The 23,593-nt window shown below is 59.2% G+C and carries 23 protein-coding genes and 1 tRNA gene; 8 read left to right on the forward strand and 16 right to left on the reverse strand.

Features of this window, described 5'->3' with window-relative positions; all coding sequences use genetic code 11:
• Nucleotides 1-81: 81 nt before the first annotated feature.
• The gene (locus tag QSJ36_RS00885) at nt 82-684 is read right to left on the reverse strand and encodes a porin family protein (RefSeq protein WP_285466149.1); all 603 of its coding nucleotides are present in this window, start codon (nt 682-684) and stop codon (nt 82-84) included.
• Between the two features lie 147 nt (nt 685-831).
• On the opposite strand from QSJ36_RS00885, the gene QSJ36_RS00890 reads away from it, so the two are divergent.
• The 4 genes from QSJ36_RS00890 (at nt 832) to QSJ36_RS00905 (ending at nt 4,472) form a co-directional block, all read left to right on the forward strand.
• Nucleotides 832-2,154, forward strand: a complete 1,323-nt coding sequence (locus tag QSJ36_RS00890) for an amidohydrolase (RefSeq protein WP_285466151.1) — start codon at nt 832-834, stop codon at nt 2,152-2,154.
• Nucleotides 2,155-2,314: 160 nt separating this feature from the next.
• The gene (gene lpdA, locus QSJ36_RS00895) at nt 2,315-3,703 is read left to right on the forward strand and encodes a dihydrolipoyl dehydrogenase (protein ID WP_285466152.1); all 1,389 of its coding nucleotides are present in this window, start codon (nt 2,315-2,317) and stop codon (nt 3,701-3,703) included.
• A gap of 53 nt (nt 3,704-3,756) precedes the next feature.
• Entirely contained in the window at nt 3,757-4,164 is a 408-nt protein-coding gene (locus QSJ36_RS00900) for a nucleotidyltransferase substrate binding protein (protein ID WP_285466153.1), read from the forward strand.
• The gene (locus QSJ36_RS00905; protein WP_285466154.1) at nt 4,122-4,472 is read left to right on the forward strand and encodes a nucleotidyltransferase domain-containing protein; all 351 of its coding nucleotides are present in this window, start codon (nt 4,122-4,124) and stop codon (nt 4,470-4,472) included. Before QSJ36_RS00900 ends, QSJ36_RS00905 begins: the two co-directional genes overlap by 43 nt.
• 87 nt (nt 4,473-4,559) lie before the next feature.
• On the opposite strand, the gene QSJ36_RS00910 is transcribed toward QSJ36_RS00905, so the two are convergent.
• The 15 genes from QSJ36_RS00910 to QSJ36_RS00980 all read right to left on the reverse strand — a co-directional run bounded on the left by QSJ36_RS00910 (nt 4,560) and on the right by QSJ36_RS00980 (nt 20,648).
• Nucleotides 4,560-5,687: a 2-oxo acid dehydrogenase subunit E2 gene (locus QSJ36_RS00910; protein ID WP_285466156.1), complete on the reverse strand. Its 1,128-nt coding sequence runs from the start codon at nt 5,685-5,687 to the stop codon at nt 4,560-4,562.
• A gap of 15 nt (nt 5,688-5,702) precedes the next feature.
• Nucleotides 5,703-8,468, reverse strand: coding sequence for a 2-oxoglutarate dehydrogenase E1 component (locus QSJ36_RS00915; protein WP_253231474.1), 2,766 nt, complete (start codon nt 8,466-8,468; stop codon nt 5,703-5,705).
• A gap of 66 nt (nt 8,469-8,534) precedes the next feature.
• Nucleotides 8,535-9,572, reverse strand: coding sequence for a cytochrome d ubiquinol oxidase subunit II (gene cydB, locus QSJ36_RS00920; RefSeq protein WP_102721798.1), 1,038 nt, complete (start codon nt 9,570-9,572; stop codon nt 8,535-8,537).
• 21 nt (nt 9,573-9,593) lie between these two features.
• Nucleotides 9,594-10,973 (reverse strand): cytochrome ubiquinol oxidase subunit I, encoded by a 1,380-nt coding sequence (locus QSJ36_RS00925; RefSeq protein ID WP_022396758.1) that lies wholly within the window; start codon nt 10,971-10,973, stop codon nt 9,594-9,596.
• Nucleotides 10,974-11,125: 152 nt separating this feature from the next.
• Nucleotides 11,126-11,596, reverse strand: a complete 471-nt coding sequence (locus tag QSJ36_RS00930; protein WP_102729372.1) for a L,D-transpeptidase — start codon at nt 11,594-11,596, stop codon at nt 11,126-11,128.
• 15 nt (nt 11,597-11,611) lie between these two features.
• Complete coding sequence (locus QSJ36_RS00935; protein WP_102729371.1) at nt 11,612-12,067, reverse strand: low molecular weight protein arginine phosphatase; 456 nt, start codon at nt 12,065-12,067, stop codon at nt 11,612-11,614.
• Nucleotides 12,064-13,533: a hypothetical protein gene (locus QSJ36_RS00940; protein ID WP_285466161.1), complete on the reverse strand. Its 1,470-nt coding sequence runs from the start codon at nt 13,531-13,533 to the stop codon at nt 12,064-12,066. Before QSJ36_RS00940 ends, QSJ36_RS00935 begins: the two co-directional genes overlap by 4 nt.
• A gap of 18 nt (nt 13,534-13,551) precedes the next feature.
• Entirely contained in the window at nt 13,552-14,490 is a 939-nt protein-coding gene (locus QSJ36_RS00945) for a phosphotransferase (RefSeq protein ID WP_285466162.1), read from the reverse strand.
• A gap of 90 nt (nt 14,491-14,580) precedes the next feature.
• The gene (gene trpB, locus QSJ36_RS00950; RefSeq protein ID WP_022396763.1) at nt 14,581-15,804 is read right to left on the reverse strand and encodes a tryptophan synthase subunit beta; all 1,224 of its coding nucleotides are present in this window, start codon (nt 15,802-15,804) and stop codon (nt 14,581-14,583) included.
• 369 nt (nt 15,805-16,173) lie between these two features.
• Nucleotides 16,174-16,608: a MarR family transcriptional regulator gene (locus QSJ36_RS00955; protein ID WP_102721794.1), complete on the reverse strand. Its 435-nt coding sequence runs from the start codon at nt 16,606-16,608 to the stop codon at nt 16,174-16,176.
• Between the two features lie 379 nt (nt 16,609-16,987).
• Nucleotides 16,988-17,143 carry a hypothetical protein gene (locus QSJ36_RS00960; RefSeq protein ID WP_180971497.1) on the reverse strand — a complete coding sequence of 52 codons (156 nt, stop codon included), beginning with the start codon at nt 17,141-17,143 and terminating at the stop codon, nt 16,988-16,990.
• A 134-nt stretch (nt 17,144-17,277) separates the two neighbouring features.
• Nucleotides 17,278-17,781, reverse strand: coding sequence for a hypothetical protein (locus QSJ36_RS00965; protein ID WP_253231479.1), 504 nt, complete (start codon nt 17,779-17,781; stop codon nt 17,278-17,280).
• Between the two features lie 27 nt (nt 17,782-17,808).
• Nucleotides 17,809-18,276: a GNAT family N-acetyltransferase gene (locus tag QSJ36_RS00970; RefSeq protein ID WP_285466165.1), complete on the reverse strand. Its 468-nt coding sequence runs from the start codon at nt 18,274-18,276 to the stop codon at nt 17,809-17,811.
• A gap of 99 nt (nt 18,277-18,375) precedes the next feature.
• Nucleotides 18,376-18,885: a ferritin gene (locus QSJ36_RS00975; protein ID WP_180970932.1), complete on the reverse strand. Its 510-nt coding sequence runs from the start codon at nt 18,883-18,885 to the stop codon at nt 18,376-18,378.
• Between the two features lie 98 nt (nt 18,886-18,983).
• Complete coding sequence (locus tag QSJ36_RS00980; protein WP_285466170.1) at nt 18,984-20,648, reverse strand: hypothetical protein; 1,665 nt, start codon at nt 20,646-20,648, stop codon at nt 18,984-18,986.
• Nucleotides 20,649-20,802: 154 nt separating this feature from the next.
• Here QSJ36_RS00980 and QSJ36_RS00985 point away from each other — a divergent pair, with 154 nt between their 5' ends.
• From QSJ36_RS00985 to QSJ36_RS01000, 4 genes are all read left to right on the forward strand, one after another.
• A complete protein-coding gene (locus tag QSJ36_RS00985) occupies nt 20,803-21,264 on the forward strand; it encodes a RidA family protein (protein ID WP_102721838.1) in 462 nt (153 codons plus the stop codon).
• Nucleotides 21,265-21,335: 71 nt separating this feature from the next.
• Nucleotides 21,336-21,418 (forward strand) — tRNA-Leu (locus QSJ36_RS00990).
• Between the two features lie 442 nt (nt 21,419-21,860).
• On the forward strand, nt 21,861-22,775 hold the full coding sequence (locus tag QSJ36_RS00995) for an ankyrin repeat domain-containing protein (RefSeq protein WP_285466171.1): 915 nt from the start codon (nt 21,861-21,863) through the stop codon (nt 22,773-22,775).
• Between the two features lie 88 nt (nt 22,776-22,863).
• Entirely contained in the window at nt 22,864-23,505 is a 642-nt protein-coding gene (locus tag QSJ36_RS01000) for an ElyC/SanA/YdcF family protein (protein ID WP_180972979.1), read from the forward strand.
• Nucleotides 23,506-23,593: the final 88 nt, after the last annotated feature.

The following is a 23,593-nucleotide window of genomic DNA, read 5'->3' on the forward strand; positions in this document are numbered from 1 at the left end:
GGCGCATGCGGGGCCCGGCATAAAAAAGGCGGCTCCGTGGTGAACGGAGCCGCCGTGAGGCAGTAATGAACTCAATGATTGTTAGAAGTTCCAGGAGAAGCCCAGCTTGATGGTGTGGTAGCCGGGATCACTGTAGCCCTGAATCTGGTAATATTCGTAGCCGATCAGGAAGTCAGCGCTCTTGGAGATGCTGAACTTGAACCCGACCTGGGCTGCCCAGGAAAACTTGGTGGTGGAGATGGTGTGGGAACGGCTCCCGTCTTCCAGCCCGTGGATGGTGGTTTTAATGTCTCCGTACGTGGCGCCCGCCTTGCCGCCCAGATAGAACATCGTGTAATCGCCGATGGGGAGGTTCAGCGTATAGCCGGCCATCATCGGAACGTAGGTGGAGCGGACGCTGGCGGTATAGGGGCCGCTGATGCCCAGGTCATGCACGCTGGGATGGTGGGAGCCTGCCAGAATGCCGCCGTTCAGGGAAATCTGATGAACAATGCTGCCGGTTTCAATGTAATTGAAAATGCTCAGATTGCCGCCGGCCACGTTGGGCATGGCGTCCTTGGTGGCGATGCCGTAAGCTCCTTCCAGGGACATGCCGAACTGGCCGTCGTATTTGTCGGCGTGGTAGGCATTGGCGGCGGACACGGAGGCCACGAGGGCCAAACCTAGCAGTATAGTCTTGTTCATATGGGGATAAATGGTGAATTTAACTGTGGTTCATTCTTGGCAGTTTTCTCTTTTGAAGTCAAACATGAAATGTCAAATTTGCATGAAATCCCCGGGCTCCGGGAGATGAAGTTGCCAGAACGGGCCCGGTGGGGTACATTCTGCGCCATGGAACAACAAGCGTGTGATTTGCTGGTGACCGCTTCCCGCATGCTGGCGGGCGCGGAACAGGCCGGCGCCGCCGGAAATGCGGCCGTCGCCATCCGGGACGGGAAAATTCTGGAAACGGGGAGCGCCGCGGAACTGGAAGCCAGGTGGAAGCCCGCCGCCCGCAGGGACCTGGGAAACGTTCTGCTGATGCCGGGGCTGGTCAATGCCCATACGCACGTTCCGATGACCTTCTTGCGCGGCTTTGCGGATGACCTGCCTCTGATGGAATGGCTGACCGGGCATATTTTCCCGGTGGAAGCCCGACTGACGGACAGAATTGTCTCCCTGGGGGCGCGGCTGGGCATGTATGAAATGATGCGGACGGGCACGACGGCTTTTGTGGACTCCTATTTGCTGGAAATCAACGTGCTCCGGGAGGCGGAGCGCATGGGAATGCGCTGTGTGGGCGGGGAGGCGCTTTTTGCGTTTCCTTCCCCGGCATACGGCGGATGGGATGCGGCGGAAGCCCTGTACCGGGAGCAGGCGGCGCGCTTTGCGGGCCGCGGCAGGGTGCAGGTGGCCCTGATGCCGCACAGCGTGTACACCACCAGTGACGACGTGCTCCGGCGTTCCATGAAGCTGGCGGAGGAACTGGACCTGATGCTGCATATCCATCTGTCCGAATCCGCCGGAGAAGTGGAGCAGTGCCGCTCCCTGCACGGGGACAGGCGCCCGGTGGCTTATGCCCAGGACATGGGGCTGCTGAATGAACGCACCGTGCTGGCCCACATGGTGGATGTGACGGATGATGAACTGGAACTGGTAGCCTCTTCCGGAGCGGCAATCGCCCACAACCCGGTCAGCAATTTGAAACTGGCTTCCGGCTTCGCCCGCGTGCGGGACATGGCGCGGGCCGGCATTTCCGTCTCCCTGGGAACGGACGGAGCGTGCAGCAACAACAGCCTGGACATGTTTGAAACGATGAAGCTGGCCGCCATTCTTGCCAAGGGATGCAGCGGGGACGCCACCGCGGTGCCCGCCACGCAGGCGCTGAACATGGCCACGGCGGAGGGCGCCCGCATCTTCCGGACGCCGGGGCTGGGAACGCTGGCTCCGGGAGCTCCCGCGGACATGATTGCCCTGGACCTGGATGAACCGAACCTGTGCCCGATTTTCAACGAAGCGTCCCATGCCGTTTATGCCGCTTCCGGCAAGGACTGCGTGTTCACCATGGTGGAAGGGAACATCCTGTACGACCACGGAACCTACACGGACGGCCTGTACGCAGACACCGCCGCGGAAATGCGGGACCTGGTGGAGTGGGTGAAGGGGAAGGAATAAAGACGGAAGACTAAATACAAAAGAGAAAATAGTCTTTAACAGGCATTTCTCCTCTATTTAATCTTTAGTCTTTCATCTTTTGTCATTGGGGCGCCGTTCAGGCGGCGCATGCTCATATTCCTTCTTTACCCGCAAGGGGAGATGCCTTTATAGTATTTTCATGCAATATGATCTCATCGTCATTGGTGGAGGCCCTGCCGGCTATGTGGGCGCCATCCGCGCCGCCCAGCTGGGAAAATCCGTGGTGTGCGTGGAACGCGACCGGGTAGGGGGCACCTGTTTGAACTGGGGTTGCATCCCCACCAAGGCGCTTCTGAAAAATGCGGAGGCCTACCTGACCGTGACGGCCCGTGCCAAGGAATTCGGCATGACGGTGGAAGGCGTCAGCGTGGACTGGAGCGAGGTGATCGGCCGTTCCCGGAAGGTCAGCGACCGCCTGGCTGGCGGCGTGGGTTTCCTGTTTAAGAAAAACAAGGTGGACTCCGTCACGGGGGAAGCCTCCATCATTGCCCCCGGCAAGGTGGAAGTGAAGGCCGCCGACGGAACGACGAGCGTTCTGGAAGGAAAAAACATCCTCATCAGTACCGGCTGCGTCACCCGCACGGTGCCCAGCCTGCCCCTCAACGGCGCCACCATCATCGGCTCCAGGGAAGCCATGGTGCTGGAAAAGCAGCCTGAAAGCATGATCATCATCGGTTCCGGCGCCATTGGCACGGAATTCGCCTACATTTACAACTCCTTCGGCACCAAGGTAACGCTCATTGAAGCGCTCCCGCGCATGCTTCCCAATGAAGACGACGACTCCTGCCAGACGCTGGAACGCGCGTTCAAGAAGCAGGGCATCAAGGTCATGACGGGAGCCTCCGTGGAATCCGTCACGGAAACCTGCGACGGCAAGGTCAAGGCCAGCGTGAAAAACAGCAAGGGACAGGAAGAGGAAATCACGGCGGACGTCTGCCTGGTGGCTATCGGCGTGAAGCCGGTCGTTCCCGCCGCTCCCGGCCTGGAGCTGACGGAAAAGGGATTCATCAAGGTGAATGACCGTTACGCCACATCCATTCCCGGCGTTTACGCGGCGGGCGACGTGATCGGCGGCGTGCTGCTGGCGCATACGGCCACCTTTGAAGCCGTGCAGGCCGTGGAAGGCATGTTTAATCCGGACTACCAGCCCAGGCAGGTCGGCTTCTTCCCAAGCTGCACGTACTGCTACCCGCAGGTGGCTTCCGTAGGTAAAACGGAACGCGCCCTCAAGGAAGCGGGCGTGGAGTACAAGGTGGGCAAATTCCCCTTCCAGGCCATTGGCAAGGCTGTGGCCGCCGGAGAAACGGACGGCTTCGTGAAAACCCTGTACGGCGCCAAACACGGCGAACTGCTGGGCGCCCACATCGTGGGGCCGGAAGCCACGGAACTCATTGCCACGCTGGGCGTCGGCATTCAGGCGGAACTGACGGACGAGGATATTCACGCCACCATCTTTGCCCATCCCACGCTGTCGGAGGCCATCCATGAATCCATGCTGGCTTCCGAGGGAATCGCCATCCACATGTAACGGTTTTCACGGGAAGAGCCCCGGAACGGGGCTCTTTTTCTCCGTTAAAAAAGATGAACGGTAACCTGCGCTGGAAACAAAGGCTTCAAAACCTGAATAAGGCTTTTTCCCGGTTGCGCCATGCTTGCGCGTTGCCGGAATACAATGAATTGGAAATGGCCGGACTGGTGCAGACTTATGAATTTACGTTTGAGCTGTGCTGGAAAACGTTGAAAGATAAACTGGTCTATGACGGCTACAGCGTTAACAGCCCCCGCGAAGCCATCAGGCAGGCGTTTGGCGCAGGCTTGATAGGCCATATTGATTGCTGGTTTCTGGCGTTGGAAAGCCGCAATTTGTTTGTACATACTTATGATGATTCCAGCGCGGAAGAGGCGGTTTCCCTGATTAAGGGAAAATTCTTTCCCATGCTGGCCCCATGTGTGGAAAATCTGAACATGATGGCGGAGAAAGAGGACTGAACGATGGCCTGACGGCCAAGGTGCGCTCAGGCATCCGGGAAATTCTTTCACAGACTCCGCAGATTAGGAAAGCCGTTTTATTCGGTTCCCGCGCCCTGGGCACGTGGAGGCCTGCGTCCGATATTGATCTTGCCCTGGAGGGCGAGGAGCTGGATTTGTCCGTCCTTTTGACTCTCCAAGCGCGTTTCACGGAGTTGAACCTGCCTGTGGAGGTGGACTTGATTATTCGTAACAGAATCACCAATCCTGATTTGGAACATCATATCCATGCTTATGGTAAGGAGTGGTTTTCCCGTTCCATGGAATGAAGGGATTTTGATCCCGGAGAACCCCTGTAAAACAGGAAAGACATTCAGTCTTTCCTCTTTAGTATTTAGTCTTTTTCTCCCCGGTCCTCATAGCTCAAACACCGGATTCTCCACGGCGTTTTTCACCGCAATAAGGAACTGCACGGCCTGCTTGCCGTCCACCAGGCGGTGGTCATAGGAAAGGGCCAGGTACATCATGGGCCGGGCGACGATCTGGCCGTCCCGGACCATGGGGCGTTCCTGAATGGCATGCATGCCCAGAATGCCGCTCTGGGGCGGGTTCAGAATGGGGGTGGAGAGCAGGGAACCGTAGGTTCCCCCGTTGGAGATGGTGAAGCAACCCCCTTGCAGGTCCTGCATGGACAAGCTTCCGCCGCGCACTTTTTCCGCCAGGGCGGCGAGTTCCAGTTCCAGCTCCGGCAGCGTTTTCCGGTCGCAGTCCCGCAGCACGGGGACCACGAGGCCCTTGTCCGTGCCGATGGCTACGGAAATATCGTAATACAGGTTTTCCACAATGTCCGTGTCGTCAATTCTGGCGTTGACCTGGGGCACTTCCTGAAGGGCCTTGACCACCGCCTTGATGAAGAAGCTCATGAAACCGAGCTTGGTGCCGTACCGTTCCCGGTACGCCGCATTGAATTGTTTGCGGAGCTCCATCACGGCGGACATGTCGCACTCGTTAAAAGTGGTGAGGATGGCCGCCTGATGCTGGGCCTCCACCAGCCGGGCCGCGATGGTGCGGCGCAGGGGGCTCATGGGTTTCCTGATGAAACGCGGGGCGGTTTTCTTGTCAGACTTCCCGTTTTTCCTGGCGGGAGGCTGTTCTGGGGCGGACGTTTCCTTTTCCGGCTTTTGTTCCGGGGATTCGGCCGCAGGAGGAGGGGGAGTGGAAGCGGGTTCCTCCCGTGTTTCCGGCGCTGTGGTTTTCTCCGGTTCCGGCGGTACGGGAGCCTCTTCCTTTTCCGGTGCGGCTACGGTTCCGACAGCGGAGGAGATATGGCCCAGGACAGCCCCGATAGGAGCTTCCGCTCCTTCCGGGACGAGGATTTCCAGCACGCCGCTTTCGTCCGCCTCCAGGTCCGTGGAAACCTTGTCCGTTTCCAGCGTCACCAGGGTGTCGCCTTTGGCTACCGTGTCACCGGCATTCTTGTGCCACGCGGCTACGGTGGCGGTGGTGATGGATTCTCCGAAGTTGGGGATCAGGATGTCGCTCATGGGAGGAAGATGGGTTCAGGATTGCGCCCGCGGCCCGAAGGCGGTGGCGATGAGTCTTTTTTGCGCGGCGGCGTGCAGGGCCTTGGCGCCCTCCGCAGGGCAGGCCATGGGCGGCCGCCCCGCATAGCGGAAGGAGGTGGCGAAGAGGCGCCCCAGCCTGTTCCGCAGGTGGCCCCAGGCCCCCATGTTGGAGGGTTCCTCCTGGCACCAGACGAAGTCGCGCACTTTCTGGTAGGGGGCCAGCAGGTAGGTGAGCTGTTCCTGGGCCAGCGGGTAGATTTGTTCCAGGCGGATAATGATTGTGTCTGAAATGTTCCGTTCCTTCCGGTAGGCGGCCAGGTCATAGTAAACTTTCCCGGTGCAGAAGACGGCGCGCGTTACCTGGTCCGGCGCGGGAGCGTCCGGGTCCGGCAGCACTTCGTGGAAACGGGAGGGGGCCAGGAATTCCCGGTGCGGGGAGACGGCCTCCGGACGGGAGAGCAGGCTTTTGGGCGTGAAGACGATCAGCGGCTTGTGCACGTTCTGGTGCACCTGGCGGCGCAGGGCGTGGAAGTACTGCGCCGGGGTGGTGGGGTTGATGACCTGCATGTTGTCGTCCGCGCAGAGCTGGAGATAGCGTTCCATGCGGGCGCTGGAGTGTTCCGAGCCCGCCCCTTCATAGCCGTGGGGCAGCAGCAGCACAATGCGGTTTTTCTGGTGCCATTTGGCCTCCGCGGCCGCAATGAACTGGTCCACGATGACCTGGGCTCCGTTGGCGAAGTCCCCGAACTGGGCTTCCCACATGACCAGCGCGTCCGGGCTTTCCAGAGCATAGCCGTATTCAAAGCCCAGCACGGAGGCTTCCGACAGGGAGGAGTTGTAAATGCGGAACGCGGTAGTGCCGTGGTTCAGCTTTTCCAGAGGAGTGTACAGGGAGCCGTCATTGAAGTCATGCAGGACGGCGTGCCGCTGGGAGAAGGTGCCGCGCTGGCAGTCCTGGCCGGACAGGCGCACGGTGTGGTTTTCCGCGAGCAGGCTGCCCCAGGCCAGGGATTCCGCCATGGCCCAGTCCAGCAGTCCGCCTTCCCGGAAGGCCTCCCGGCGGCGGGCCAGGAAGCGTTTTTCCAGCGTGGGGTGGGGCGTGAAGCCGTCCGGCAGTTCCGTAAGGATATCTCCGATGCGCTGGAACAGCTCCGGGCTGATTCCCGTCCGTACGCTGGTACGCGGGATGGGCGTTTCATCCGCATCCTGCGCGGTGGCGGGCAGGATGTAGTCCGCGGGGTTTTCCTTCATTTGCAGGTAGGCCTGTTCCATGCCTTCCCAAAGGTCTTTCCGGATGTCCTGCTCCTGCTGTTCCGTCAATTCCCCGCGCTCCCTGAGCGCCGTTCCGTACAGGGCTGCGGCGGTGGGGCGCGCCTCAATCCGCTTGGTCTGCATGGGTGCGGTGAAGGCGGCCTGGTCCGTTTCATTGTGGCCCAGGCGGCGGTAGCAGTACATGTCCAGAATGATGTCCCGCCCGAACTTCTGGCGGAACTGGAGCGCGAATTCCGCCGCCCACACCAGATCCTCCGGGCTTTCCCCGTTGATGTGCAGGATGGGGGACTGGAGCATCTGCGCCACATCCGTGGCGTAGCGGGAGGAACGGGCCTCGTCCGGTCCGGTGGTGAAGCCGATCTGGTTGTTGATAATGAGGTGCACGGTGCCTCCCGTGCGGTAGCCTTTCAGCAGGGAAAGATTGAGCACTTCCGCCACGAGCCCCTGTCCTGCGAAGGCGGCGTCCCCGTGGAGGACGAGCGGCAGCACATGCTTGCGTTCCGCGTCTTCCAGGTTGTGCTGCATGGCCCTGGCCCTGCCTTCCACCACGGGATACACGGCTTCCAGATGGCTGGGGTTGGAGGAGAGGCGGACGTGAAGGTCGCGGCCGTCCACATGGCGCGTGGTGGCGTAGCCGAGGTGGTATTTGACGTCGCTCCTGCCAATGGGGGATTCCGGCAGGTAGTCCGGCGTGAATTCTCGGAAGATGGTTTTCAGCGGCTTGTGGAGGATGTTGGCGAGCACGTTCAGCCTCCCGCGGTGGGCCATGCCCATTTCAATGTGGGAGACGCCGGCGGCGGGGCAGCGCTTGACGATGGCGTCCAGCAGGACGATGGCGCCCTCCCCCCCTTCCAGGGAGAAGCGTTTTTCCCCAATGAAGCGCTTGCCCAGGAATTCCTCGAACAATTCCGCCTTGCAGAGATGGAAGAAGGCGTCCCGCCGGACCTCCGGGCCGTAGTCCACGCCGTTCGCCCGGAGCTTGATTTTTTCTTCAATCCAGGAGCGGATTTCCAGATTGTCTATGTGGTGGTATTCAAACCCGATGGGGCCGCAATAGATTTTTTGCAGGTGGCTGATGATTTCACGGAGGGTGAACGTGCCGCCGTCCATGAAGGTGCCGATGTTGGCGGGCTGGTCCAGGTCTTCCGGACGGAAGCCCATTTCTTCAAGATTGACCGGGGTGCAGGTCTTGTCCGGAGACGCCAGGGGATTGAAGCGCGCGCACTGGTGGCCCATGACCCGGTAGGCCCGGATGAGCTGGTTGACGCGCCCCCGGCATTCCGCGCTTTCCGGCGGGACGGTGTAGGGGGAGGCGTCCGTGTAGTTCCCTGCGTTTCCTTTTTCCTGCGGAGCGTTGCCGCTCCCCAGTTCATAGCCTTCAAACCAGGCGGCCCAGAGAGGGTCTACGGACAGGGGATCGTTTTTCCATGATTGGTGGAGCGCCGTGATTTCCTCAGGCGGCAGTCTGGAGAAGATGGAGGCATTCATGCCGAAAGATGGGTTGATACGGGTCTATTCCATGTTCACTAATCGCTATTCTCTGCCCGCAGGGCGTCAATAGCTGTGTTCGTTGAGCTGGACCTTCCCGCGGAAGACCCAGTAGATGGCGGCGGAGTAGGCCAGGACGAGCGGCACGCCCAGGATGGCGATGTACGTCATCACGACCAGGCTTTCACGCGTGGAGGAGCCGTTGACGAGCGTCAGGGAGTTCTCCGGGTTGGGCATGGAATAGAGCAGGTTGGGGAACATGGCCGCCCCGAAGAGGGCCATCATGCAGCCCATGGTGGAGCAGGAGGCGACGAAGGCCCAGCCCGGACGGTTCCTGTGGATGAAGATCCAGATGGCGGTGATGGAAATGACCGCCAGCACCGCGATGCCGTAAATCCAGGGGGAGCGGTGCAGGGCCGCCGCTACGTGCGGCACGTACAGCAGGGTGGCCGCTCCGTGAAGGATGATCAGGACGGTGAAGATGATGACGCAGGGCCTGAGCAGTTTTTTGATCTGTTCCTGCAGGCTTCCCTGGGTTTTCATCAGGAGGTAGATGCCTCCGTGCATGGCGAACAGGGCCACCGTCGTCAGCCCCAGAAGAACGGAGTAGGGGTTCAGCAGGCTGAGGAAGGTTCCGGTGAAGTTGCCCTGGTCGTCCAGCGGAATGCCCTTGGTGACGTTCCCCATGGCTACGCCGATGAGCAGGGCGGCCAGGAGGCTGCTGATGGAGAAGGTGGTGTCCCACCCCCTGCGCCACCATTTCATGGGCTGCTTGCTCCGGAATTCGATGGAGACGGCGCGGAAGATGAGGGTGAGCAGCAGGAGCATGAAGGCCAGGTAAAACCCGGAGAAGACGGAGGCGTACACGTACGGGAAGGCGGCGAAGAGGGCGCCGCCCCCCGTGATGAGCCAGACTTCGTTTCCGTCCCATACAGGGCCCACGGCGTTTAGCGTGAGCCTTCTGTTTTCATCACCCTTGATGAAAAGCTGAAGGGCTCCGGTGCCCAGGTCAAAGCCGTCCAGAATGGCGTATCCGGAGAAGAGCACGCCGACGAGGATGAACCAGATGATTTGCAGGTCTGTAAGAGTAAGATTGTCCAACATGGTTTTAAGAGGGGCTGAAGGTTAGTCTTTGACGAAGGGGACCTGGAGCTTGCCTTCCCCGGTGCCGTCGTCTTCGTTTGCTTCCTGGTCCGGACCCTTGTGGATTTTATGGGTGATCTGATAGAGGAAGAGGGCCAGCAGCAGGGCATAAATGACGAAGAACATGCCCAGGGAGGAAAGGGCTTCCGCCGCGGTGAGGGTGGGGGATACGGCATGTTCCGTTCTCAGGATGCCGTACACGATCCATGGCTGGCGCCCCATTTCCGCCACGGCCCAGCCCACCTGGTTGGCTATTTGGGGGCCCAGCACGGAGAAGACGAAGCACCAGAGCAGCCAGCGCTTCTGGAAGAGCCAGCCTTTTTTCCAGCCCCACAGGCCCACCAGGAACAGGGCCCCCAGGGCGCAACCGATCAGGATCATGATGTGGAAGGAGTAGAAGACGGGCAGGATGGGGGGGCGTTCGTCCTGCGGGATGTCGTTCATGCCGGTGATGGTCGTATCCAGGTCATGATGGGTCAGGAAGGTGAGCATGTACGGGATGGAGATGCCCGTCACTTCATGGGTGGACGGGTTCATCCAGCCGACGAGGTGGAGGGCCAGCGGAGCGCCGGTTTCCATCACGCCTTCCATGGCGGCGAATTTGGCGGGCTGGTGGATGGAGACTTCACGTGCGCTGGAGTCCCCCGTGATGCCCATGCCCACCACGCCGATGAGGCCGATGACCAGGGCCACCTTGAAGCTTTTTTCAGCTCCTCCGGTGAAGCGTTTTTTCAGGATGTACCAGGCGGAGACGCTGAGGACGAGCGTGGCCCCCGCCAGCCAGCAGCCGGCCAGCGCGTGCGTCAGGCGGTCCACGGTGGACGGGTTGAACACCACGTCATAGAAGCTGGTGATATGGGCCTGGATTTTCCCGTTCACTTCCACCAGCTTGTACCCGGCGGGCGTCTGCATCCAGGAGTTCGCCACAATGATCCAGATGGCGCTGAAATGGGCGCCCAGGGCGACCATGCAGGAGGAGAAGAAGTGCATTTTGGGTCCCACCTTGTCCCAGCCGAAGAGCAGGATGGCCAGGAAGCCGGATTCCAGGAAGAAGGCGAAGATGCCTTCCGCCGCCAGAGGGCTGCCGAAGATGTCGCCCACGCAGCGGGAATAGTCAGCCCAGTTGGTGCCGAACTGGAATTCCATCACGATGCCGGAGGCCACGCCCAGGGCGAAGATGATGCCGAATATCTTGGTCCAGAATTTGGCCTGCTTGTGGTAGAGTTCGTTCTTCGTTTTCAGCCAGAGGCCTTCCAGCGCGACCAGAACCACCCCCAGGCCGATGGTCATCGGCGGGAAGATGTAGTGGAACATGATCGTAACGGCGAATTGAAGACGGGATAATAAGACCGGATCGTCCATGATTTCTTGGGGATGAGTGGATGTTTATGGAACAGGAGGCCGGCAGCCAAATACCGGTACCTTCATACTTTATACATCCCAAGAGGACCTTTGTTCAATTATTTTCCTTTTCCCTGAATAACTTTTTTAGATTGTATCTAAAAAAGAACGGTTTAGCACTGGATGAACACGTCCATCCCCTCTTCCGCCAGGGCAAAAAGATCCAGCATGTCGCGGGGGGAAAGGCGGATGCAGCCATGGGAGGCCGGGGCGCCCAGCAGGTCCGTATCATTGGTGCCGTGGATGTAGATGTAGCGGCTCCGCGTGTTGGCGTTGTGCGGTTCCAGGCCGTCCAGCCACAGGATGCGCGCCAGGATAAAGTCCGAATGTTCATCCAGGCTTTCCGGGATGGCGGCGGGGTAGCGGCCCGCCGGAAGGCGTGAGATGAAAATGGTGTCCTCCGGCTCTCCGTCCCCGATTTTTTGGCAGACGCGGAAATGTCCGGTGGGCGTTTTTCCGGAGCCCTCTTCATGGCCCGTGCCAGCTTTTCCGCTGGAAACGGGGCACCGGAGCAGGATGTTTCCGGATTCTTCCAGCACCAGCTCCTGGCGGGACAGGTCAATGCGTATGGAAGGGACGGCCATGGGGGGAAAGAGTTGTCACGCTTGCTGTTCCATCCGGGCGATGATGGCCTGGATGGCGGCTGTCAACTGCCGCGCCACGCTGTTGTAGGCGGCCTGACCGCAGCCGATGGGGTCCGCAATGCTGCGGTTGTCCGTGTAGCAGGTGACCAGCCTGATCTTGTCCGCATGCTCGGGGAAATTGGCAAGCAGGGCGGCCAGGTGGCTTTCCGTCATGGCATAGACGTCCGTGGCGTTTTCCATCAGTTCTTCCGTGACGGGGCGGCTTTCATGGCAGGAGAGGTTGACGCCGTGCGCCTGGAGGACGTGGAGCGTTTCCGGGCTGGCCTTCTGCCCGTGCCATGCGGAAGTTCCCGCGGAACCGGCGCGCCATTCCGGATGATGCGCTGAAAGCTTCCGGAACAGGCCTTCCGCCATGGGGCTGCGGCAGGTGTTGCCGGTGCAGATGAAAAGGATGTGCTTGCGCTGTGTCATGAGTCGGGATGTTCTCTTTTGGAATGGTGGGGGATAGGCACCTCGTTGGGTTCCTGGTACAGGTTGTCCGGGGGGAGCACGTGCCCGGCTCCATTACCTTCCGGCGGGGGGGCTCCGGCGTCTTCCTCCTCCTCTTCATCCGCATCGCGGGAGGGGGGAGAAAGCCAGGGGAACAGGCAGCCCGCCAGCACTACGCACAGCACCGCCGCCACGGGCGTCATGACGGGGAACCAGGTGTCATGGACGGAAAACAGGTACCACGCGATGACCGGGGCCGCCAGGATGCAGAGCCCCCAGATGATGAAACGCCCCCGGCGCTGGAAACGGAGGGCCCAGACTGCCAGGAGCAGGACGTCCAGCACGATGACCCACTGCACCCATACGGGGGCTACCGGAATCAGGACGGCCGGGGCTGGAGCCAGCGCCCCCATGAGGGTGCGGATGGTTTGCGCCGCCAGGAGGGCCTGTGCGTCCGGCGTGTCGGAAAGGGCGGACGGTTCGGAAACGAGAACCGCGTCCGCGGAGGAAAGCAGTTTTCTGACGGCGGTGGTATCCGGCGGCCGCAGGCCGGACATGACGGGGACGATCACCTCCTTGGTGTCCAGCATGGTGGGGCTGCTGTGTTCCGCCAGGAGAATGCGGCCGTATTTGTCCAGCGGAACGGAACGCTTGCCGCCCAGGAAAAGGGTGTCGCCCGGAATGATTCTCACGTCGTCGGGTTTCAGGTCCAGCGCGTTCAGGGCGGCGGCCAGCGGAAGGGTGGGGATGATCTCCTCACCCCAGCGGATGAAAAGCGGCGGAGAAACCCTGTTCTCCGGGGAGGGGGAAAACAGTTCGTTGTTTTCCACGACGGTTCCCAGGGCGGGGGCTGCCGTGGTCAGTTGCGGAGCTTCCCCCACCAGCCTGTCCGCGCGAGGGAACAGGTCCGTCTTTCCCACGATGTTGGCAGCGGGAATAACCAGGCCTTTCCAGTCCGGCGGGAGGGGGGCGTGGCGGGAGGACTCGCTCATCTGCCGTCCCAGCGCCTTGTGGCGGAAGCGGTCCAGCTCATACCCCACGGCGGCTTTGACGATGCTGTCCGGCTCTTCCTCCCAGGCCATGGGAGCCATCACGTAGACATTCCTGGCCCCCTGCTCGTACAGGTGGCGGAACAGCACCGTGTAATCCATGGGATTGGGAGGATAGGCGGCAAAGCTGTTCAGGGAGGATTCCCGGTGCAGGGAAACCACGGGAAGCTGGGCCGTCTGCCCCTTGTTGAAATAATCGTAAGGCTGGAGGACGATGCTGCTTTCCGCATTCAGACCTTCCGGGCGCACGGTCCGGTACTCTCCTGCCAGGGAACGTTCCGCCGCCCGCTCATAACAGAAAATGGTGGGCGGAAGAAACACGTACCCCAGAATCCAGCCCAGCCCCAGGGAAATCTGGAACAGGGACAGCACAAGCAGGAATCTGGGGGTCAGCGTCATCAGGAGCAGGGAGAAAGATCATGCTAGCATGGCCGCCAGCGGTTCTGCAAGCGTGGAGCCGGGCAGAAGCTTCCGCAGGTGTTCCAGCCCGGCGGGAATCTGGGCCAGATACCAGGTTTTTCCCTGGTTGTGGCCGATGTTGGCGTAGGCGCCCAGCATCTGCATGAGCCGTTGCAGGGCGCAGGCGCGGAAGATGCGGTCATCCAGGGGCTGCCCTGAAATCTTTTCCCACTCCCTGAGCAATTCCTTCGTCTGCTCCGGTTCCAGACGGGCATAGCCGTCATAAACCAGGGAGGCCAGGTCATACTCCGGGCGTCCGCCGCGCATGCCCTGGAAATCGATCAGCCAGGTCTTACCCGCGTGGATGTGCACGTTCTGGGACTGGCTGTCCCGGTGCACGGGGCATTCCGGAAGGGAGGCCAGGAATTGCGCCAGCTCTTCCAGGGCCGGATGGTTCAGGAAGGAATCCGTTTCCAGCCCCAGGTGGGCCCCCAGCAGGTGTTCCGCAAAATAGGACTGCTCCCAGCGGTACAGGGCTTCGTCAAAGGCGGGCTGGAGGGGGAACTCCTCCGGAAACGGGCAGGAGTGAAGCAGATGGAGCTGTTCCATGGCCCGGATGTAGCGCAGGCGCAGGGAGGGCCAGGACTCTCCCCGGAAGGCCAGCAGGCTGGCGTCTCCCAGGTCTTCCACCAGCGCGGCCCCGCAGCCGGCGCCGAGCGGTTCGTAGTCGTAAATCTCCGGCACGTTCACGCCGTGGGCGTGCAGGTGCCGGTCCGCGGGGATGAAGGAATCATTATCCGCGCGGTCATTGCCCCACCGGATGCCGATGCATGTGCGGGAGCCGAGGCGGATGCGGACGATGGTGCGGCCGGACGCTCCCAAAGCCAGGGTATGGAAATCCTCTTCCCGCGGAACGACGTGGAAACTCCGTTGAACCAGGCTGGACAATTCTTTCATGGAGGGGCGTGGCGGAAGGGCCTTGCGGAAAGGGGGCGGACGGAGGGCAGGGAAATCCTCCCTCCGCCGGAAACGATGAAGGGGATGAAATCAGGAGGGGAACTGGCGGTCTTCCCCGTAGCCGTAATGCTCCACGACGTAATCCACATCCTTGTCTCCGCGGCCGGAGCAGTTGACCAGGATAGCGCCTCCTCTGTTTTCCCGGGCCCACTTCATGGCGTAGGCGATGGCGTGGGAGCTTTCCAGGGCGGGAATAATTCCTTCATAGCGGGAAAGCTTGAAGAAGGCGTCTACGGCTTCCTCATCCGTGGCGGTAACGTAATTCACGCGGCCGATGTCGTGCAGGTAGGCGTGTTCCGGACCCACGGAAGGATAATCCAGCCCGCTGGCCACGGAATGGACCGGTCCCGGATTGCCGTCCTCGTCCTGGAGCATGATGCTCTCGAACCCGTGCAGGACGCCCTTGCTCCCGTAGGAGATGGAGGCGGAATGATCCCCGAGCCTGGGCCCCTTGCCGAGCGGTTCCACGCCGTAAATATCCAGCGGGTCTCCCAGGAAGGCGGTGAACATGCCCATGGAATTGCTGCCGCCGCCCACGCAGGCGCACACCGCGTCCGGAAGAAGCCCCGTCATTTCCATGAACTGCTCCCGGGCTTCCACGCCGATGCACATCTGGAAATCGCGCACCATCTGCGGGAAGGGGTGGGGGCCTACCACGGAACCGATGCAGTAAATGGAATCCTGATAACTGTTCAGGTAGGAATCAAAGGCGGAATCCACGGCTTCCTTCAGGCTCTGGAGGCCGTGCGTGACGGGCACCACCTTGGCGCCCAGGATTTTCATGCGGGTGACGTTGGGGGCCTGCTTGGCAATGTCCACCGCTCCCATGTGAATTTCACACTCCAGGCCGAAGAAGGCGGCAGCCGTAGCCAGGGCCACGCCATGCTGCCCGGCGCCCGTTTCCGCAATGATGCGTTTCTTGCCCATGTATTTGGCGAGAAGGCCTTCACCCATGCAGTGGTTGAGCTTGTGGGCGCCCGTATGGTTCAGGTCTTCCCGTTTCAGGTAAATCTGGGAAGTGCCCAGGTGGCGGGAAAGGCGTTCGCAGTGGTAAACCGGGGTGGGGCGTCCCTGGAACTGCTTGCGGATGCGGCGCAGTTCATTGATGAACTGGGCGGAGTGGGCTATCGTCTGGTAGGCTTCCGTAATTTCTTCAAAGGCGGGAACAAGCTCGTCCGGCAGGTAAACGCCGCCGTATTCGCCAAAACGGCCCTGGGCGTCCGGAAAATTGCGTAAATAGGTATGGAGATCCATGGTCTGTTGCATTCGTGACTGCCAGTATTTAGCACGATGCCCCAGTTCAGGCAAAAACAATCTCCGCAGGAAGCCCTTTTAAAAAAGCGGGGAAGGGAAAAATCATCCGCAGGGGGGAGCGGAACGGACCAGTCCGGAAGGCCGGAAATCGGGATGGGACCGGACAGGGATGCCAAGGATGGCCGGTTCATGGGGAATCTCCGTTTTGAGGCCGTGAAGAACGCGGCCTGCCCCTGCTGCAAGGGAAGGAAGCTCCTCCCTGTTCACCATGCTCCTGAATATAATAGTAAAAGAAAGGGCAGGCGTTGCCGGAGATCCGGCTTCCGGACTTTTTTACCCGGAAAGGAACGGAGGGAAGAAGGCCGGAAATCAGGCCAGGCGGCGCTTCCTGATGGATTTTCCGGTATCGGCAAGCGTCTGCCGTGCGTCGGGGTCCGCTCCGGCCATCAGGGCGGCCAGGTCCCGGACGATATTCTGGCGCATGCGGTCCACCAGGTCGCGCCCTTCCTGGGTGATGGCGACCATGATTTTGCGGCGGTCCTTGGCCGCGCTCATGCGTTTCAGATAGCCCATCTCCTGAAGTTTGTCCACCATGCCGGTGGCCGCCGCCGTGGAATGCCCCATCTTCAGGGCAATGCTGGACATGCTCAGGAAGTCCTCGCTGGCCAGGTAGGTCAGCAGGAAAAACTGGGGATAGGAAACCTTGCCCTCATTCAATTCTGAAGAAAGATTCAGAATGCAGGAACGTTGCGTGAACAGGATGAAATCCGCCAGCTTGTTTGCTTCTTCGGAAATGGAGCTCATGGTCGTGGTGAATGTCTGGGGTAGGTTTGGTAACGGTGCCGTCCGGAGGCTTGGCGGCGGTTCAGCCAACCTACCGCCGCCGCCTTCCGCGAGCAAGTCAAAAATATAAATTTTTATTAAAATTTTACATTTGCAGATAATAAGCCTTTTGATGGTATTCCGGATACAATATGTTGAATGTTAATAGAATGATTGTATTTTGAGGATAGAATGTGAATAACATGTTAAAAATAGTCGTAAGCTGTTGATGAATGAAAGTTTTTTCCGGAACTGCCGGGAAACCGGCATAAATCTGGCATAAAAGGGCGCATCAGCATGACAAGCCCGGACCGGAAAGAGGCCTCATGCAAGGGCTCTCCATGGGAAAGGGAGGCCTGTTTCAGAAAAGTTTTATACGGGTGCGCGCCAGGAAAAACAGGATGCTGCCGCCTTTGGAGGCAGGTCCCGTCATCAGTTCTGGACTGCCGGAGAAGAGAAAAAAGCCGGTTCTACCCCCGGAAATTCTTATGGATGCCTGGCGGGCATCGGCAGGCATGGCTCCTTGTTGAGTCCGGGCTGCTTTATTTGCCGGACAGGAGTGAAGGCAGGGAAAACCCCTTTAAACGGGCCTGGAAGGGGGCAGAAAGGGAAAGACGGCGGGGTTCAGCCATGCCGATGAACAAGCGTGTTCTAGATACGTCTGGCGGCGAACGCTTCCCCCTGGAGGAACCAGTGCGTCCCGTCCTCCGTGGCCATGTTTCTCCAATGGAACGTATTTTCCGTAAGTTCGGAAAAAATCCATTTCATCTTTTGCCCGGTAATTTCCGTCAGGACAATCCGGCTGCCTTCCTTTCTCGCTTCCAGCCGCGTGGCTTCTCCGGCCACACCGTAAAAAATGTCCCATGTCCGTTGCTGGGGATTGTAAATTCTGATCGTCGTGCCGTAGGCGGCGTCCGGCCAGGTTTTGATCTTCCGGGCCTCCCGGGAAGGGCAGATGAACACATCCTGGACGGCCATGCCTTCCAGAACCCATGAAAAAATCCATTCCCCTTTCACGTGGCGTTCATGCTCCGTGCCGTGCCCGTCAACCCATTCAATATCCCAGGTTCCGACGAGGGGGCCGAACCAGTTGTCCTCCTCCGGAATGAGGCTGTTTTTCCCCGGGCTCACCAAGGCTGTTTCAAAATCATTCATCTTTAATAATTCCATTTAAAAAGTCGGTTACACGTCCAGGCGCATTGTCCGGGATGCTGTTGTAAAATGTTCACGCTTGTAAAATCTTCTGCCGCTGCCGTTATTCTCCCATACCATGAGTTCCAGGTATTCCTGGTTTCGTGATTTTGCCCAGCGTTTGACTTTATCCAAAAGCAGGCGTCCTGCTCCATTCCTCCTGTATTCCCGCATGACGAAAAAGTCTATGATGCAGGCATATTTATGAGGAACTACGGAAGGATAGGGAGGTGGCGCGTTTTCTTCAACATGCACGAATCCGATAACGGCATCGTCTCTTTCCGCGATCATGATATCGCCGCTGCCGCTTTCAATCACAGGATTCGGGCAATCTCCCGTTTCAGTTGCCGCAACGCAATTTTCCGGTAGCTGGGCAGCATTACAGGCAAAAAAATCATCGTATAGAGCGCTTGTTTTTTGGACATCCTCCCTTGCAGCCGGCCTTATCTTGATGTTCATGCGCTCCTGATAGCCGAACTGTTCTGCCGGCCATTCTCCGGAAAAGCGTTTTCATGGGGAAAACGTGCCGGAGAATGGCCGGAAAAGCGGCTGAATGAGTTAATTGGCGGGGGGAGGGGTAAAGGTGCGGGCCGCCAGCTCCTTGTCCATGAGCAGCATTCCCTGGCCTTCTCCCTTGATCATGCGCAGTTTGCTGATGATGTCCTTGACGGTTTCTTCCTCTTCCACCTGTTCACTGACAAACCAGTGCAGGAAAATATCCGTAGCGAAGTCCTTTTCCTCCTTGGAGAGGCGGACCAGGTCATTGATGCGGCGCGTGACCTCCTGTTCGTGGGACAGCGTTTCTTCAAACATTTCCAGAATGTTGGACCAGCTCGCGGCCGGGGCATCGATGGACAACATGGTAAACTGGCCTCCGCGCGCCAGAAGGAAATCGTAAAATTTCAAGGCATGGGCGGTTTCTTCCTGGTACTGGACGCGCATCCAGTGGGCGAACCCCGTCAGGCCGGCGTCCTGCAGGTAGGCGGACATGGCCAGGTAAAGGTTGGCTGAATACATTTCCCATTTGATTTGCTCATTAAGAGCGGTTGCCATTGTTGTACTGATCATATGTAAAATCCTGTTGATTTCCTTTTCTTCTACAAAACAAAGTCCGCAGAATCAAGATAATCCTGCGGACTGTATGACGGGGGAATTCGGGAAAGGCGTCAGGCTTTTGCGGCAACCGTCTCCGGAACATTTTCCGCAGGAAGCTCTTCCTCCACGGGAGGGGCGGCTGCTTCCGCAGGCTCGGCTGCCGTGTCAGTTTCTTCAGCGGGTTCCTCCCGGGCTGCCGGGGCTTCGGAAGAAGGGGTGTCCTCCTTCTGCTCCTGGGGCGCGGCGGCTTCCGCCACCGGCATGTCCGGCGCCTTCTCTTCCGGTTTCTGCTTCTCCTTGGAAGCCTTTTTGGGAGAGGGGGCCTGGGCCGGAACGGCCTTCGGACGGCTGACGGTGTTGTTGGAGAAAACCAGAATGTAGCCCTGTTCGGACAGCCAGAACAGGTCGCGGACCAGATTCTGCTGTTTTTCCGTAGCCTGGGCCACTTCCTCTTCCGTGGCCTTTTCCGGGTCCGGCACGGGGGCCAGCTCCCTGAGCATGGCGTCCACGCCCTTGCCCGGATTGTTGGCCGCCCAGGTGGCGATGGACATCAGGGAATCCGAAAGAACGGTGCCTTCTTCCATGGCCTTGGGGCGTGCCGGGCCGGTGTAATGGTTGCCCTTCCACTTGAAAATGGGCATGTGGTGGCGCGCCAGCCCGTGGCAGAGGTTCGGAATCAGCATGCTGGGATGGCGGCGCGTGGTGCCGGACAACTGGATCAGGTGCGCCCACAGGCCGGGGGAAAGATGGTTTTTCTTCACGGCTCCGTTGACGAACACCTTGTCCGTGACGTCATAGCACTCTTCAAAGTGGTTGGACTCGAAATCCTGTTCCACGGCGGCGGGGGATTCCAGAAGAACCTCGGAGGCGCCTTCGCGGACGGGCTTCCAGGCGGTGCGCTTGGAAACGGCTTCCTGCCATGCCTGCACGGCTTCCTCGCTCTTGTCCGTCACGATCTTGGAACGGAATGCCTCAAAGGGCATGCTGGCAAACTTGGTGCGGTGCAGGTTCATCAGGGCGGACTGGTAGCCGTGCCAGTTGACGGGGCCCACCAGTTCATTGTTCAGGGAACACTTGGCAATCGCCTTGAAATCGCCCTTGGGCGCTTCCACTTCCTGTTCCACGGACTCGTAATACTTGGGCATCCAGGAAGACTGCCAGAGATGCTTGACGGCCTCCTGGCGGGAAATGAAGCAGGCTCCGTCGCCGTGCTTGCAGTGGTAGAGGTCCGGGCCGTTCTCCTGCTTCATGAACACCAGGTCATAACGGTCGTAGGAACCCATGACCACCTTGGCAAGGTCCAGCAGGGAAATGGTGCGGCGGTGCTTCTGCACCTCCTGGTGCAGGGCGGCCAGGCCGGAATCCACGGGGCGCAGCTCCACGCGCAGGCCTTCGGCCGGTTCCACCATGGGCGGGCGGGGCGCCTGTTCGCGGCGGTCTCCGTCGCGGCGCGGGCGGAAGGAACCGCGGGTGCGGTCTTCCCGGTTGAATCTTCTTTCACCATTCTGACCGTCAAAACGGCGTTCCCCCCGGGGCTGGCGTCCTTCGCGGCTGTCGCGCCGCGGACGGCGGTCGCCTCCCTGCCTGTCGCCGGACCTGCGTTCCGGATAGGACGCGGAACGTTCCTGACGGGCTCCCGGTCTCGCCCAGGCCGGACCGAATTGGAAGTCGGCCAAGCCGGAAAGGTCCGGAATTTGCTGCTTGGGGTCTGTGGAAGGAGTTTCTTCGGTCATCATGTACGGGTTGTTTCAATAGCAACTAAATGAGGTAGATGGCAATCATTTTACGTGCAAACAGGCCGAAAATTGTTCAAAATGTCATGAAATGCATCTGGAAACGCAAATATTTCCGGTGCATTCTTCCAATCCAACCTTTGTCAAATTCTCTATTATGGATAAAATACGTCAACGCCTTTCCGATCTTGGTTACGCCATTTACGATGCGCCCGCGCCCGTAGGTTCCTACGTGCAATGCGTGCGTACGGGCAACCTGCTTCACCTCTCCGGCGGCATCTCCGTGAACGGGGAGGACAAATACTTCGGCAAGGTAGGGCAGGACTTGACGGTGGAAGAAGGGCAGGCCGCCGCGCGAGCCGCCGTTCTGAACCGCCTGGCCGTCATCGTGCAGGCCGTGGGCTCCCTGGAAAAGGTTTCCCGCATTGTGGCCGTGAACGGATTTGTGAATGCCGGCCCGGATTTCTACGACCATCCCAAGGTGCTGAACGGCGCGTCCGACCTGCTGGTGGAAGCCTTTGGCGAAATCGGCCGCCACAGCCGCACGGCCGTGGGCGTGTCCGCCCTGCCGCTCAACGTGGCGGTGGAAATAAGCATGGTTGTGGAAGTCTGCGGCTAGGGATTTAAAAACCGGAAGGGGATTCGTGCTTGAATCCCCGCGGCATTCCTGTAGAGTGCCGTCCGGTCAATGCCCTCGTGGCGGAATGGTAGACGCTGCAGACTTAAAATCTGTTGTCCGCAAGGACGTACCGGTTCGAGTCCGGTCGGGGGTACTTCGCTGAATAACAATAAATTATGTAGATAAAAGGCTCGCTTCTGGCGGGCCTTTTCCGTCTTCAAGCATACGGAAATTACCGCTTTTATTTGTATCTCCGGTCAACAATAGTTACCTGAAGAATGTGTTGAAAGGAGCCTCCCCCAGTACTGCCGGGTGGGGTATTCTCCCTGTTTTGCGATGAAATCATCTGGTTTTCCGTAAAAGGACCTGGGGCATTTATGTTCAAGCGTCCCTTGCAGGATTGCGTAGTGACGCTGTCCGGGGTCCCGGACAGCCGGGCACATGGAATTTTGGGTAGGAGCCATTTTTTGTTAGAGGTCCGGTGTTGGCCCATTCCTTCTCTTATTGACCAAAAGGTTTTTCCATTTTATATTGGAACCCATTCCGGGGGGGGCCTGCCGGCTTTCCGGTATCCATCCCCACACCCTATGATGACCATGAATTTGAACAAACTCTCCGTTTGGGCGGTGGGCTCCTGCCTGTGTGCGGCTTCCATTTCTCACGCCGCTGCCGCTGGAATTGACTCTTACGATGCCGCTTTAAAGAAGGTAAAGGAAGTGAAGGAGGCCCTCGACCCCTTAAAGTCAAAAAACAGGCTGAAGAACTGGGTGAATCTCGGGTTGCAGCTGGAAGGCTTGAAAAAGGGAAGCGACGTGAATGGCAGGGACGCGATGACCTGGTCTCCTCTCGCCTGGGCGGCGTATGTGGGAGATAAGGAGATTTTTGATTACCTGCTGTCCAAAGGCGCCAACCCCAAGGCTGTGGACCAGTACGGCATTTCCATTTTCATGAGAGCCGTGGAAGGGGGCAATATGGACATTGTCAAGTATTTGATGGAAGAATGCAAATATGACGCCAATGAAAAGGACCGGGAATTCGGCACGACCGCCCTGATGAGAGCCGCAACGTGCAGGCGCAATGACATTCTTGCCTACTTGATTGACAGGAAAGCCAGCGTGAAAGCCAGGGACAAGGGAGGCCGGAATGTGCTGGCGTATGCCGCTGATGGCCGGAATATGGATGGAATGGAAATGCTGGTGGCTAAAGGAGCGGATTTGAATGGCACGGACAAGGAAGGCCACTCCATTTTGATGAAGGCTTCCGAGCGGGGATGCCTGGATATGGTCAAGTACCTCGTCAAAAAGGGAGCCAAGGTAAAGGGAAAGACCAGGCATGGAAAAACCGCGCTGATCTATGCCGCGGAGGGCGGTTATCTGGATGTGGCGGGATTTCTGGTGGATCACGGAGCGGACATTAAGGCGAAAAATAAATGGGGTGATACGGTGCTGGATATCAAAACGGTGGATCCTGCGGTTAAGAACTATTTACATTCAAAGCTTAAAGTGAAATAGAGCGTCTATGCTGGCAGGAGCCGTTTATTGGATGGGAAAGCATTTGGATCGTGGCTGGAACAGGAAGGGCAGGATAACCGTTTTCATTTTGAAAGCGGCGGGAGGCGCCTTTCTGGCGCTGGCCTTGTTGTCGGCGGGAGCGGAGTGGTACATAGCTTCCGCTTCCGGAGGCAGGGTTTTTGAGCATTCCGCGGATGTTCCCGTTCGCGCGCCTGCCCTGGTGCTGGGGTGCTCCCCTGCGTTCATGGGAGGCCCCAACGGGTATTTCTATAATAGAATGGATACGGCGGCGGAACTTTGGAGGGCCGGGAAGGCGACGGTTTTTGTCGTTTCCGGGGACAATAGCTCCCACGCCTACAATGAACCGGAATGGATGAAGCAGGCCCTGGTGGAGCGCGGCGTTCCGGAGGACCGGATTGTGTGTGACTTTGCGGGGCTGCGGACGCTGGATTCCGTCGTGAGGATGAAGGAGGTCTTTGGCGTTTCAACCATGATCGTCGTTTCCCAGGCCTTTCACAATGAACGCGCCCTGGCGATCGCTGCACATGAGGAAATGGACGCGTGGGCCGTCAGCGCCCCGGATGTTCCCAACCGCAGTTCACGCATTAGAAGCTGGTTCAGGGAGCGCGCGGCGCGCGTATGGATGATGCTGGACTTGTGGCTGTGGGGGCGTGAACCCCGGTTCCTGGGGGAACCCGTGGCGGTGCCGGAAGTAAAAGGGGAAAAATGATCAACGCCTCATGCGGCATGGAGCGTCATGAGGCGTCTTTTTCATGCGGAACGGCAAACCTGGGGAGTGCCCGTACCTTGGTCCATTA

Source organism: Akkermansia sp. NBRC 115031, from assembly GCF_030268505.1.
In the GTDB taxonomy this organism is placed as follows: Bacteria; Verrucomicrobiota; Verrucomicrobiia; order Verrucomicrobiales; family Akkermansiaceae; genus Akkermansia; species Akkermansia massiliensis.